At 37.8% G+C, this 14,276-nt stretch carries 11 protein-coding genes and 1 other annotated feature; of the genes, 4 read left to right on the top strand and 7 right to left on the bottom strand.

Annotated features, from left to right (window positions below):
• Positions 1-69: 69 nt before the first annotated feature.
• Together hisJ and CSE16_RS16145 are read left to right on the top strand one after the other, a co-directional pair.
• Positions 70-873, top strand: coding sequence for a histidinol-phosphatase HisJ (hisJ, locus tag CSE16_RS16140; RefSeq protein ID WP_099424862.1), 804 nt, complete (start codon positions 70-72; stop codon positions 871-873).
• A gap of 13 nt (positions 874-886) precedes the next feature.
• Complete coding sequence (locus tag CSE16_RS16145) at positions 887-1,366, top strand: GAF domain-containing protein (protein WP_099424863.1); 480 nt, start codon at positions 887-889, stop codon at positions 1,364-1,366.
• 66 nt (positions 1,367-1,432) lie between these two features.
• Here CSE16_RS16145 and CSE16_RS16150 read toward each other — a convergent pair whose 3' ends face one another.
• The gene (locus CSE16_RS16150) at positions 1,433-3,310 is read right to left on the bottom strand and encodes a sensor domain-containing diguanylate cyclase (RefSeq protein ID WP_099424864.1); all 1,878 of its coding nucleotides are present in this window, start codon (positions 3,308-3,310) and stop codon (positions 1,433-1,435) included.
• 461 nt (positions 3,311-3,771) lie between these two features.
• Between CSE16_RS16150 and rpsD the strand changes: the two genes are divergently transcribed.
• Positions 3,772-4,374 carry a 30S ribosomal protein S4 gene (gene rpsD, locus CSE16_RS16155; protein ID WP_099424865.1) on the top strand — a complete coding sequence of 201 codons (603 nt, stop codon included), beginning with the start codon at positions 3,772-3,774 and terminating at the stop codon, positions 4,372-4,374.
• 182 nt (positions 4,375-4,556) lie between these two features.
• Here the strand turns inward: rpsD and CSE16_RS16160 are convergent, their stop codons facing one another.
• Together CSE16_RS16160 and tyrS are read right to left on the bottom strand one after the other, a co-directional pair.
• A complete protein-coding gene (locus tag CSE16_RS16160) occupies positions 4,557-5,174 on the bottom strand; it encodes a Yip1 family protein (protein ID WP_099424866.1) in 618 nt (205 codons plus the stop codon).
• A gap of 180 nt (positions 5,175-5,354) precedes the next feature.
• Entirely contained in the window at positions 5,355-6,623 is a 1,269-nt protein-coding gene (gene tyrS / locus CSE16_RS16165) for a tyrosine--tRNA ligase (RefSeq protein ID WP_099424867.1), read from the bottom strand.
• 72 nt (positions 6,624-6,695) lie between these two features.
• Positions 6,696-6,901: a binding site (T-box leader), on the bottom strand.
• Between the two features lie 204 nt (positions 6,902-7,105).
• On the opposite strand from tyrS, the gene CSE16_RS16170 reads away from it, so the two are divergent.
• Complete coding sequence (locus tag CSE16_RS16170) at positions 7,106-9,964, top strand: transglycosylase domain-containing protein (RefSeq protein WP_099424868.1); 2,859 nt, start codon at positions 7,106-7,108, stop codon at positions 9,962-9,964.
• Positions 9,965-10,047: 83 nt separating this feature from the next.
• Here the strand turns inward: CSE16_RS16170 and CSE16_RS16175 are convergent, their stop codons facing one another.
• The 4 genes from CSE16_RS16175 to argC all read right to left on the bottom strand — a co-directional run bounded on the left by CSE16_RS16175 (position 10,048) and on the right by argC (position 14,272).
• On the bottom strand, positions 10,048-11,184 hold the full coding sequence (locus CSE16_RS16175; RefSeq protein ID WP_099424869.1) for an acetylornithine transaminase: 1,137 nt from the start codon (positions 11,182-11,184) through the stop codon (positions 10,048-10,050).
• Entirely contained in the window at positions 11,181-11,957 is a 777-nt protein-coding gene (gene argB, locus CSE16_RS16180) for an acetylglutamate kinase (protein ID WP_099424870.1), read from the bottom strand. Before argB ends, CSE16_RS16175 begins: the two co-directional genes overlap by 4 nt.
• Positions 11,920-13,143, bottom strand: a complete 1,224-nt coding sequence (argJ, locus tag CSE16_RS16185) for a bifunctional ornithine acetyltransferase/N-acetylglutamate synthase (RefSeq protein ID WP_099424871.1) — start codon at positions 13,141-13,143, stop codon at positions 11,920-11,922. Before argJ ends, argB begins: the two co-directional genes overlap by 38 nt.
• 94 nt (positions 13,144-13,237) lie before the next feature.
• Positions 13,238-14,272, bottom strand: a complete 1,035-nt coding sequence (gene argC / locus CSE16_RS16190) for an N-acetyl-gamma-glutamyl-phosphate reductase (protein ID WP_099424872.1) — start codon at positions 14,270-14,272, stop codon at positions 13,238-13,240.
• Between the last annotated feature and the right edge of the window lie 4 nt (positions 14,273-14,276).

The following is a 14,276-nucleotide window of genomic DNA, read 5'->3' on the forward strand; positions in this document are numbered from 1 at the left end:
TAGTTTTGTTGAACTATTTCACCGTTTTTTCTAACTTCTTTAAACCTAGTACAAAAGGAGGGGATTCAAATAAAAAGAGATGGTCACATCCATACACCATTTTGTCCGCACGGTTCTTCTGACCCATTCGAGTTATATATTGAAAAGGCAATTGCCAATAGCTTTGAAGAAATCACATTTACCGAGCATGCACCGCTACCTGCAAACTTTGTCGACCCTACACCTGAGCAAGATAGTGGGATGGATTCGGCGCAATTACATAATTATATTGAGCAGCTTCAGCGCCTAAAAGAATTGTATAAAGCTCAAATTAAAATTAATATCGGTTTAGAAATTGATTATATTGTCGGATATGAAGCTGAAACGCGCCAATTTTTGAACGAATACGGGAAATTTCTCGACGACGCTATATTATCGGTCCACTTTTTAAAACACGACGACAATTATTATTGCATTGATTTCTCTGAGGAAGTTTACTTACATTTTGCAGAGCAAGTTGGTGGGATTCAGGAAATGTATGATCATTATTATCAAACTGTACAAATGTCCATTCAAGCGGATTTAGGTCCCTTTAAACCAAAAAGGATTGGACATCCAACATTAATTCATAAATTTCAGCTCGCACATTCGCTCCAAATCGATGACAAAAATCAAATCGAATCATTGTTTACTAAGATGGCAAGAAGTGGTTACGAGCTCGATTTAAATAGTGCTGGATTAAGTAAACCACTGTGCAAAGAACCTTATCCGCCATTGGATCTAGTTACATTTGCACAAAAAATCAAGTTACCCGTTGTTTTTGGTTCTGATGCCCATACCGCCAAAGACTTACATCAACATTACAGCCAAATTTCTCAAAAATTTAAATTTTAAACGGAGGTTCTTTATGTATTCTCAAATTAATTATGAAGGCTCACTTGCCGAGCAATATACAGCAATTTCTCAACAGTTACATGCATTATTAGATGGCGAACAGGATCTGATTGCAAATTTAAGTAATGCATCTGCATTATTAAATCAATTTTTAGACCGAATCAACTGGGTTGGTTTTTATTTAATGAACGATGGCGAGCTTGTGCTTGGACCATTCCAAGGGTTACCTGCTTGCGTACGTATTCCTGTTGGGCGTGGGGTGTGCGGTTCATCGGTTGAGCAAAAACAAACGCTCCTTATCGATGATGTTCATGCATTTCCTGGCCATATTGCTTGTGATGCAGCTTCGAAATCGGAAATTGTTATTCCTTTAATTAAAAATGATACAATTATTGGCGTTTTAGATATTGACAGTCCATTTGAAGCGCGATTTTCAAAAGAGGATCAATTAGGCTTGGAGCAGTTTGTACAAACGCTCATCAATCACTTGTAAATTCCTCATTTTGAGCATAAAAAAAAGGAGAGTTGTCCTTTACACTTACGACCCACTCTCCATTTTTTATGATTGTAATTGCATCGAATCTTCAAATACACATACTTTATTTTTCCCACTATTTTTTGCACAATAAAGCGCTATATCAGCTTGTTGGAAAAATTGTTGGAATTGCGGACGATTTTCTTTCTTCCATGCAATCATTCCCGCAGAAATAGTCACAGTCGGACTCGTCACTTTTGGCAAGACTTCAACAATTTCCCTCGAAATTTTCAGTGCTTCACTCTCTAGTATATTTGGAATATAAATCGACAGCTCTTCTCCACCCCAACGAGAACAAATCCCCCTCGTTCCGATAAAATTTCGGAGTTCCGAACTAATTTGCACAAGAACATCATCACCAACTTGATGACCATGCGTATCGTTAATCTTTTTAAAATCATCAATATCGACTAATAAGAACATACCTGAGTCATCTTGTTCTAAAGAATTTACAATATATTTATCTGAATAATTACGAGCATAAAGCTTCGTTAAATGATCGCAATCTACCATGTCTTGTAGCTGATTTCTTAAAATGGAGTTAGATATTGCTAATGACGAGTGATGGATTAAGGATTGCATTAATTTAAAGCTGTCAAAGGAGAAGAAATAGGGCTCTTTATGAAGGACAATACTAAAACCGCTAATTTTTTCTTCTACAATCATCGGGATGGCCATCAACGATTTATACTCGATATCCGCTTCAAGTAATCGACTAAAATCGGCAATAAATAGCGGATCCTGCGTTTTTTCGAAATGCTTCTCTACATGCTGGATATAGGCGTTTCCTGCTGCTGATTTAAATACATCTGTACATGCATTTGACATTTCATAGGAATCTTCAACTTTAAATAGGAAGCCCAGTTCCGTCGGTTGGAATGATTTGCTTAACTGCTTTTGTAAAAACGAGAGCATTTCATTAATATTAAGCTTCATATTTAAACGATGTGACGTTTCATTGATTAATTGTAAATCACTTATTAATCGATGTGATTGATGATAAAGTTTCGCATTTTCGAGGGAATTCCCTGATGCTTGTGCTAACATGCGAATAAATTCTTTTTGCGCCTCTGAAAAGGCATATGTTAAAGGCGCTTTCACTTGAAGGATACCGTAAATCGCTTGACGCCCTTTAATTGGTGCATCTAGCAAACGGTAATTCAATTCCTCTACCACTTCCTCTTTCAACTCACCTGAAACGAATGCTTCTATTGTAGATGGTCTTTCCAATAAATAATCAAACGGCTTAATTCGAACTCTTGTTTGTCGGTCTTGATCATTTGGTAATATAAGCTCTACTTCTAAATCATGAAAATTTTCCTCAATGGTTACAAGTACATTTTCTAAAATAACATCGATATCCATTGTAGAATGGAATAAATCGGTCATATTATATAATTTACGATATTGTTGCTCATTTGCATGCACTTCAAAACTTTGATATAAATATTTAAAAATAGCTTCGAGTTCTATTACCGATTCATTAGCATGATTAAAACATAAACATCCTTCGTGTTCGTGATTACATTTGAACAATAAGATTGCCTCTGGTTTATCTTCTGCCAAATGCACAAGCATCATGGAAGTGTACTCAGTAAAAGGCCCCTTTTCTTTCAAAAAGTTTGGCAATTCAACTACTTTACTATCATTAAAATAAGTTTCAAATAAATTAAAAGCTAAAGGTAATTCGAAGCCTTGTACTAAAAGTTCTTTTTGTAACGGTTTTAAAAATTCACCTTCTATATTGAAAAGAAAGCACTCTTCTACACCAAAAAATTTAGTCAAACTATTATTAAGTAGTGAAAAAAAATCTTCAAAATTATTCAATTTTTTATTTGAATTAATACAAAGACTCAGGACTTCAGATTTAAATTTTTCTATCATCTTTTGATGCACTATCATTAAATCACCTTTTCTTTCACATTTACCGAATCAAATCGATTAACTTAATTTCAAGTATACACTTATCGTGTCTATTTGACTATAAATTTATGGTTTTTTTTTCTATTTTCCTGTGCCTTTCTCATAATCAATTGAAATATCTATAAACAACAGGTCATTTATAGGTCATTTTAACCAAAAGTTGTCCTGCTATTTTAATATTCATCTATTTCCCGCAATATACTTCTTTATTGACTAAAATGATAATAAAAGTTACAATACTACTTGTGTAAAATGAACGCAGTAGTTGTATGACTTAATTGTTTGTATTTTATTCCTTCTATTTTTAAAATAGGACGGTGTATTGCGTAACCCTTTCGGCTGCATGGGCGAAGATACGTGAAAATAAAATACCCTTTTTGTTGGGTACAGCTGGTTTTTCTTTTACAACAAAAACCAAATTTAAAGGAGGAGACACAATTATGTCTCGTTATACAGGTCCATCATGGAAACTTTCTCGTCGTCTTGGTATTTCATTAAGCGGCACAGGTAAAGAAATCGCTAAACGCCCTTACGCACCAGGTCAACACGGTCCAAACTCTCGCACTAAGAAATCAGAGTATGGTCTACAATTAACTGAAAAACAAAAATTACGTCATATGTACGGTATGACTGAACGTCAATTCAAAAACGTTTATATCAAAGCTGGTAAATTACAAGGTCTACACGGTGAAAACTTCATGATCTTATTAGAAACTCGCCTTGACAACTTAGTTTACCGTTTAGGTTTAGCTCGCACTCGTCGTGCAGCTCGTCAATTAGTTAACCACGGTCACATCTTAGTAAATGGTAGTCGCGTTGACATCCCATCTTACTCAGTAAAACCAGGTCAAACAATCGCATTACGCGAAAAATCAGCTAACTTAACAGTAGTTGCTGAATCAATCGAAGTAAACAACTTCGTTCCTGAGTACTTATCATTTGATGCTGACTCTAAAGTTGGTACATTTGTACGTTTACCAGAGCGTTCTGAATTATCTGCTGAAATCAACGAACAATTCATCGTAGAGTTCTACTCTCGTTAATCGTTCCGAGATTCAAAAAAGCTCCCAAACCTTGTTTATCAAGTGTTTGGGAGTTTTTTATTTGTATTAAAACCATCCCAAAGTTATTTTATAATTTATATTCCACACAAATTACTTTCTTTATATAAAAAAACAGCCCTCAATTTAAAATTGATTGACTGTTTTTTATAACCTTTTTGCTACTAAAGTAATGTAAATACTAAAATCGCACATAGGACAATGAGTACAAGAATTGAAGCGAAAAAGGCACGCCATTTTGTAATTTTATGTACTTCTGAAATACCGATAATCGTTAATGCATATGTCCAAATACTTGCGATGAGAATAAAGACGTAGCCAACAAATTGTAAAATGACATCACCTAGACCGGTTTCGATATACGAAATATCGAAAAAGGACTGCGGTGCAAATTGCATCCAAAATAACAGCAATGGCAAAATCCAAATATAGGGAATCATCGTGATGCTTACAACACGGAACATTTGCTTAAAGGTGCCTTTTCCACCTAACATTTTTGCAGACAATAGAAAAATTCCCGCTACAATGAAGGTTGATAAAAAATAAAGTAAGAAACTCGACATGAACGAAGAGTAAATGATATCTCCTAATGAGTATTTCCCATCAAACGTCGACCCTATAAAACTCGCTACATTACTACTAAACATGCCGATAATCCCGATAAATAGAAAGTACGGCAAGTTTTTCGTTTTTAATACATACTGAATTGTATCACGCGGTTTAATCGCAATACTTAAAATGGCATGCCGATCATCGACATATCTCACTTGCTGTTCAACCAAAATAGAACCTCCTAAAAATAATAATACAAACTATATTATACTGTTATTTTTAAAGTGATTCAAAGTTATCGAACGTTAAAAATCGTTGCAACTAATTTCACTACGCATTCACTCCGATAATATAAAAAACGCCTCAGAGTAATTTCTGAGACGCTTCCCCTATAAGCTCGTCATTTAAGATTAGACGAATTTCACCATATGGTATTTTTTCTTACCGCGACGGATGATGGCAAAGGCGTCTTCTAAACGATATTTACTATCGACAACATATTCTAAATCCGTCACTTTTTCACCGTTAATGCTAATCGCTCCATTTGTCACATCTTCTCGTGCTTGACGCTTTGATGATGAAATGCCTGCTTCAACAATTAATTCCACGATGTTTTGATCTGCCTTTGCTACTTCAACAGAAGGAATACCCGCAAAGGCAACTTTCATTTCATCTACAGACAACGACTTTAAATCACCTGAGAACAATGCTTTTGTAATACGTTCCGCTGCTTCTAAGCCCGCTTCTCCATGAATTAATCGCGTCATTTCTTCTGCTAATGCCTTTTGTGCTTTGCGTAAATGTGGCTCTTCTTGCACACTTACTTCTAAGCTTTCTATTTCTTCATGCGATAAGAATGTGAAGATTTTTAAGTATTTCACAACATCTGCATCGGCTGCGTTAATCCAAAATTGGTAGAACTCATAAGGTGATGTTTTTTCTGCATCTAACCAAACCGCGCCACCCGCTGTTTTACCGAACTTTGTACCATCTGCTTTTGTTACTAAAGGAATCGTAATACCAAAAGCTTTCGCCTGCTCATCATGTGTTTTACGAATCATTTCTAATCCAGTCGTAATATTCCCCCACTGATCAGAACCACCTACTTGAATTCGAACATTGTGGTGATCGTATAAATGATTAAAGTCAATCCCTTGAATTAATGTGTACGCAAATTCCGTAAACGAAATACCTGAATCAAGACGTGATGCCACTGTATCTTTATTTAAAATGTAGTTGACGTTAATTAGCTTTCCGTAATCACGTAGGAAATCGATTAATGATAATGGACCAACCCAGTCATGGTTGTTTACAAGTTTAGCTGCGTTTTCAGAACCCGAAGTAAAATCAAATAAACGCTCCATTTGTTTCTTTAAGCCTTGTACGTTTTGATCGATTTGCTCCATCGTTTGTAATTGACGCTCTTCTGAACGACCCGATGGATCTCCAACTGTTCCTGTTGCTCCACCTACTAATAAAACAGGCGTATGCCCCGCTTGTTGGAAACGGCGTAATGTTAATAATGGTACAATATGACCGATATGCATGGAATCAGCTGTTGGATCCACCCCAACATACAACGATACTTTTTGCTCGTTTAATAATTTTTCCATACCTTCTGCATCTGTTTGCTGGTATAATAACCCGCGCCATTGTAAGTCTTGAATTAATTCGTTCATCTTAAACTCTCCTTTTACATGTGTTTTTTTGCATGTAAGGGCAACAAAAAACGTCCCTACACGCAAACTGCATGCAGGGACGTCAAATAAGCATTATTTAACGCGGTACCACCCGGCTTGAAGGAAAAAATTCCTTCCACTTTAAGCGTTTATATCGAAACGACCCGTTCAAACTCTGAGCACGTACTTCATGAATTCACTATGTCTAGCTTACACCAACCGCTAGCTCTCTAAATCAGGGAATGAATTCATTACTGCAAACTCTTCATTGTTTGAAATTTTATATTCTTTATTCTACTCAATATCTTTACTATGTCAATAATTATATTCGTATCAGAAACAAATATGCTATAATCAATTACGCCTAGGCGTAATTGTGTCTAGATTTTCAAAATCTGTGACATTCGCCGGGAGCTTTATCTTCGTTCAGTAAATATTATCTTTGTGAATGAAGATAAACAAGACTTTAGGAGGTCGATGAAGTGAAAGAATGGCTCGAAAAATTAAATAAAAAAATCGAAATCCTTGCTTCTTCAAAATGGATGCGTCATTTCCGTATAGCGGGTGGCGTTTTTTGGAACCTGACTCTTTTAACGATTATATTCCTCACCGCCTCAGCCATTTTTATGGTAAGCGTTGGAGCTGGTTATTTTGCTTCACTCGTTAAGGAGGAACCACTCCGTTCAAAAGAAGAAATGCGCGAGGAAATCTTTAGCTATGAAGAAACAAGTGAGCTTTATTTCGCAAACGATATTTACATCGGAAAAATCCGTACTGATTTAGACCGTCGTGAAACATCGCTTGCCAATATATCACCTAACGTAATTAATGCAGTTCTTGCGACAGAGGACGAATATTTCCGTGAGCATAATGGGATTGTACCGAAAGCGGTTTTACGTGGTCTTTTACAGGACGTATCGAATTCCTCAACTCAAACAGGTGGTTCAACGTTAACGCAGCAATTAATTAAAAACCAAATATTAACAAACGAAGTATCTTATGAGCGTAAAGCAAAGGAAATTTTACTCGCATTACGTTTAGAGTATTTTATGTCAAAAGAAGAAATTTTAGAGGCATATTTAAATATTATTCCTTATGGACGTAATTCATCTGGGCGTAATATTGCAGGGATAGAAACGGCGGCACAAGGTATTTTCGGGATTCCTGCATCTGAATTATCTTTGCCACAATCTGCTTATATTGCCGGTATTCCACAGGCTCCTTTTAAATATACTCCTTTCACGAACAAAGGGGAGCGTAAAAGTCAAGAAGGGATGCAACACGGAATTGACCGTATGAAAACCGTTTTGTATCGCATGAATGAAGTTGGATACATTACGAAAAAAGAATATGAAGAAGCTATTGCTTATGATATTACACAAGATTTTAGAGATCACGAAGAACGTCCAGAGGATAAATATCCATGGCTAACAGCGGAGCTAGAAGAACGTGCTAAAGAGGTTTTTGCCACTATCCTTGCTGAAAAAGATGGGATTGATCCAGCACGTCTAAAAGAAGAATCAAATCTTCACGATAAATATACAATCTTAGCTGACCGTCAGATTCGTTCAGGTGGTTACCGCATTTATTCAACAATAAATAAAGATATGTATGATGCAATGCAGCAAGTAACAGATGAATTTAAATTATATGGTCAAACGTATAAGAAAAAAGTAAAAGACCCTGAAACTGGGGAAGAAATTGAAGTCGATGTCCCTGTACAAACTGGTAGTATGGTCATCGAAAATAAGACGGGCAAAATTTTAAGCTTCGTTGGTGGACGTGATCATGAATTAGAACAATTAAATCACGCTACAAAGGCATACCGTTCAAACGGTTCTACGATGAAGCCTCTACTCGCATATGCACCCGCTTTAGAGTATGGTGTTATCGGTGCGGGTAGCCCAGTCGTTGATGTGAAATTTAAACGTAGCTACGACAACTATGAACCAGTCAACTACAATCCAAATCAAGAGCTTGGTATTATTTCAGCTCGTCAAGCAGTTGCATCGTCACAAAACTTAGCTGTGCTCCGACTATATGACGACATTTTAGATAAACGACCTGCCACGTTTTTAGAGAAAATGGGCTTTTCAAAATTAACGGAAGGCGATTTCGTTAACCTTTCTACTGCAATTGGTGGGATTACCCACGGCGCAACGGTAGAAGAAAATACGAATGCCTATGCAACATTTGCGAATAACGGACAATTTATCGACGCCTATATGATCGAACGCATTGAAGATTTAGATGGCAATGTCATTTTTGAACATCAAACAGAGCCAGTAGACGTATTTTCTGAAGAGACTGCTTATATGATGACAGATATGCTGCGCGGCGTTTTAAAAGACGGTGGAACAGCAACAAAAGCGAAGAACTTATTAAGTTTCTCATCTGATTTTGCAGCTAAAACTGGGACAACGCAAGATCATAAAGACGTCTGGTTAGTTGGATATAATCCTAATATTTCACTCGGGGTTTGGTTAGGTTATGATCAGCCACGTACTTTATACGCTTTCAATAATACGTATCAGCACCCAAGTGCTCGTGTTAACACGCTTTGGGCAAAATATATGAATAGTTTATACAAAGTAGACCCAGAATTGATTGGGACAAAAGAGCCGTTCCAAAAACCTGCGAATGTCGTTTCCGCTTCATTTTGTGGAATTTCAGGCTTAGCGCCATCCACTTCCTGTGCAAATGCAGGTCTTGTAACGTCTGACTTATTTAATAAAAGCGTCCTTTATCCATCGAAGCCTGATGATAGTTTTATATCCTCTTCATCGGTTGTCATAAATGGAAAGTCTTATGCAGCACTTGGAAAAACACCACCAGAATTCGTTAAAAAAGGTGGCTTCGGTTTGAATCAAGCATTTGCAAATCGAATGTTAGGTAAATTAGGTGGGGACGCATCAAAACTATTACCACACAGTTCCGGTAATACGGTCGTTTCTAGTTCAGCATTCAAAGCTGATAGTGTGTCTCCAAGCCCTGTATCGGCAACATTGGGGAATGGGGTACTATCATGGACGAATTCCGCTTCAAACGATATTGTTGGCTATCGTGTATATAGCCTTACAAATGGTGGTCGATCATTCGTTGCTTCATTCAAATCTAATGAAAGTCACAGTATGAAAGTTACACCTGGTGTACGTTATGTAGTAGTCGCAGTGGATATTACAGGTTTTGAATCGAGTCACTCAAATGAAGTTGGGGTAATTATTGAACTCCCTCCAGATCCTGAAGAAAATACGAACCCAGGTGACAATACCGAGGACACTATCGAACCGACGGAACCAGAGGACATAGAACAACCTGTTGAAGATACTGGTACGAACTAGCTATTACTAGGAATATTTTAAGGTTTTCCTCTAAATCAAAAATCATCATTTCGGGCTTTGGCCTAAAATGATGATTTTTTTGATTATGATTTTTGTATAACTGATTTTAAAATGGCCACAGCCTCATCTATTTCTTGCTCTGAAACAGTTAGTGGTGGCAATAAACGAATGACTTTAGGACCTGCAGCAACTGTCAGTAACCCAGCTTCATCAAGTGCCGAAACATAGGGTGCTACTTCTTCACCAAAGCCGAAACCAAGCATTAAGCCCTTTCCTAGCACCGAATATTTTCCCTCTGGGAAAGCCTCTTTTAGCTTCGCAGTAAAGTAGGCTGATTTTTGCTGAACCGTTTCTAAAAATGCCTCGTCAAATACATGGTCAATCACGGTTTGCGCTACAGCTACGGCTAGTGGATTTCCACCAAACGTCGTACCATGCGTCCCTGCATTAAACGTTTCAAATAATTCGGCCGTCCCTAAAATACCTCCAACTGGGAAGCCTCCTCCTAAACCTTTTGCCAATGAAACGATATTCGGCTTAAGAACCGTTTGTTCAAATGCAAAACGTGTTCCCGTTCGACCAATTCCCGTTTGTACTTCATCAATAATTAATAAAATGTCCGTTGATTGATGGATATCATGAATCGCCTGTGCAAATTCCTCCGATACCGCGTTTACGCCGCCCTCACCTTGAATCATCTCGAGCATAATTGCAGCCGTTTCTCCATCTACCGCTGCCTGTAATGCTTCAACATCATTAAATGGCAATGTAATAAATTCGCTCACAAGTGGACCAAAGCCATTGCGCACTTTATCCTGTCCAGTTGCACTCATTGCCCCAAATGTACGGCCATGAAAACTTTGTTCGAATACAATTATTTTATGCTTTCCTGTATGCTTACGAACAAGCTTAATCGCTGCTTCATTCGCCTCTGCACCACTATTACAGAAAAATGCATACGACAAATGTAAATCCATCAAAAGGCTAGCTGCTAATTTTTCCTGCCCTGGACTTTCGAACAGATTACTAATATGCCAAAGTTTTTCACTTTGCTTTTGAAGCGTCTCAACAATTCCTGGATGTGCATGCCCTAAACTACATACAGCAATCCCGCTTGTAAAATCTAAAAAACGTTTTCCATTTACATCAAAAACTTCTGTTCCCTTGCCCTCAACTATCACGATTGGTCTTCTTGCATAATTTTGAAATAATGCACTCATTGGACTAGCTCCTCACTTAAAATAGTTGTACCTGTTAATGTTTCATTCACAATTTGTACCGATGGAATTCCCGCTGATAAGCAATTAATCGCCCCTTGTACTTTCGGGATCATCCCACCATTAATATGACCTTCCTCAATCCATTGCTTGATGAGTGTTGGCGTAACTTCCCTTTGATACTCGTCATTAATACGGATTCCTGCAACATCGGTTACGAGTAATAAGCGATCTGCGCCTACAGCAAGTGCAATCTCACTTGCAACCGTATCACCATTAATATTCAATGCTTGCCCTTCTCTCGTCGTACCAATACAAGCAATAACCGGGACAATGCCTGCTGCTGATAATGCATTCAATATTCGTGTATGAACGTATTTAACTTCACCTACATAACCATATGTGGCTTCATCAAGAAAATGACTCTCTAGTAAATTTCCATCAAAACCATTTAATCCAACTGCAGCAATTCCTGCCGCTGTTAGCTCATGCACAAGTGCCGGATTTACTTTTCCAATTAACGTCGATTGGACAATGCCAATCATGTCCTCATTCGTTACACGTAAACCATTAACTGTATACGATTCAATCCCCGCTGCCGCAAGCTCACGATTAATCGCAGGTCCTCCACCATGTGTAATAATTAATTGAATTCCCTGATGCTGTAATGCTTTAAAATTACGAAAGAAGGCCTCGTTTAGACCTTCTAAAGTACTACCACCAAGCTTGATGACCATTTTACGAACGGTATGATGCGTTGATTTGAACGTAGTCATAAGTTAAATCACACCCCCATGCAAATCCGCGCCCTTCTCCAACTTCTAGCGATACATAAATTTTTACTTCATGCTGCTTTAAAATTTCAATCAATTCTTCTTCTGAGAATTTAATTGGCTCGCCATTTTCGACCATTGTTGCACCGCCAATTTTAATCGTAATTTTTTCAGGATCTACATGTGCACCCGAGTATCCCACTGCCGCGATAATACGTCCCCAGTTTGCATCACAGCCAAAGACCGCTGTTTTAACAAGTGGTGAACCAACGACTGTTTTCGCAATTTTTCTTGCTTCTTCATCTGAAATTGCCCCGTCTACTTCGACTTCAATTAATTTTGTCGCACCCTCTCCGTCACGAGCAATCGATTTAGCTAAATCTTCCGCTACAAGACGTAGTACCGTATAAAAGTTTTCCCATTCTGGATGTGCAGGTGTTAGCGATTCATTCCCTGCTAAGCCATTTGCCATCACAATTACTGTATCATTCGTTGACGTATCTCCATCCACTGTAATTGAATTAAACGTGCAATCCGTCACGCTCGATAATGCTTTTTGTAATTCATCCGATTCAATATTGGCATCTGTTGTTATAAAGCCTAGCATCGTCGCCATATTTGGTTCAATCATTCCTGAACCCTTTGCAGAGCCTGAAACGAGCACTTCTTTGCCATCAATTACAGTTGCGTACGTCGTATTTTTCATAACCGTATCCGTCGTCATAATTGCCTGTGCAAAATCAATGCCATTTTCTAATTTTGAATCTGGTATTAGTAGTTCAATGCCTTTTTGGATTGGCTCCATCTTCATAATTTCACCAATAACACCCGTAGAAGCTACACCGATTAATTCGCTATCAATGCCTAATTTTTGCGCTGCCAACTGTTGCATTTCATACGCGTCCGCCAACCCTTGCTTTCCTGTGCAAGCATTCGCATTTCCTGAGTTAACAATCATCGCTTGCATTTTTTTAGTGGCATACACAACTTCCTTCGTAACTTTGATCGGAGCCGCCTGTACAGCATTTGTCGTAAATACACCCGCAACGCTTGCCGGTACCTCACTGACTAAAATTGCTAAATCTTTTTTCTTATGCTTGATGCCACAATGAATTCCTGCTGCTTTGAAGCCTTTCGGTGAAACGATATTTTTACTCGATAATTTTTTCATTTCAATTGTTGATACCATATAAAATTCCTCCTCAGGATAATGTGTTTTTTAATCAATTACACCTCGACTAACTTTAGTCCAGATTTTTTTCGAACCTGCTGAAGCAAATTAACTAAATAAAATACGGAATGAGATCCAATCCTGTTTTTTGTGGTAATCCAAACTGAACGTTCATATTTTGAATTGCTTGCCCTGCTGCCCCTTTGACTAAATTGTCAATGACGCCAACAATTGTTGCACGATTTGTTCGTTCATCTAGCTTTACTGAAATATCACAGTAATTGGACCCCTTCACTCTGTTCGTTCCGATAGAAGATGCTTCTTCTATTACTCGCACAAATGGATGGTTGGCATACGTTTCTTTTAAACAATGTACTAATTGCTGCTGTGTAGTACCTGCGTGAACTTGGGCATAGGACGTGGCTAAAATTCCGCGCGTCATCGGGACTAAATGTGTGTTAAATGTAATTTTTGTATCAACATGCGCGAACATTGAAATGGCCTGCTCAATTTCTGGAATATGCTGATGTTCATTAATTTTATAAATGGAGAAGCTTTCATTGGTTTCACTAAAATGCGTCAATTGAGATGGCTTATTCCCTGCCCCTGAAACCCCACTTTTTGCATCAATCACCAAAAAACTTGGATCAATCAAATTCGATTTAATTAAAGGCAAGAGGGATAGTAATACAGCAGTCGGGTAGCATCCTGGATTTGCGATGAGCTCTGCTTGCCTAATTTCCTGTTCATTCCATTCTGTTAAGCCATACACACTTTTTTTCACAGTTTCTAGAGGTGCTGCCGCCTTTTTATACCACGTTTCATAACTGGTAACATCTTTTAAACGAAAATCTCCCGATAAATCAATAAGCTTTGGTCCTACGCCTACTAATGGAGGAAATAGATTACTAGATACCCCAGATGGTGTACTCGCAAACACCACATCAAACTTAGCTAATGCATCATAATCGATTTTTTGTAATGGCTGATTATATAAATCTGTTAAATGAGGAAACTTTGCTGAAAAAATTGTTCCTTCCTCCGAAGATGTGAATAATGCAATATCTTCTACTTCTTTATGATTATGTAAAAAACGTACTAACTCTAAGCCACCGTAGCCAGTAGCCCCAATAATTCCAACTTTCATCACG

It is taken from the genome of Solibacillus sp. R5-41 (assembly GCF_002736105.1).
Classification (GTDB): Bacteria; Bacillota; Bacilli; order Bacillales_A; family Planococcaceae; genus Solibacillus.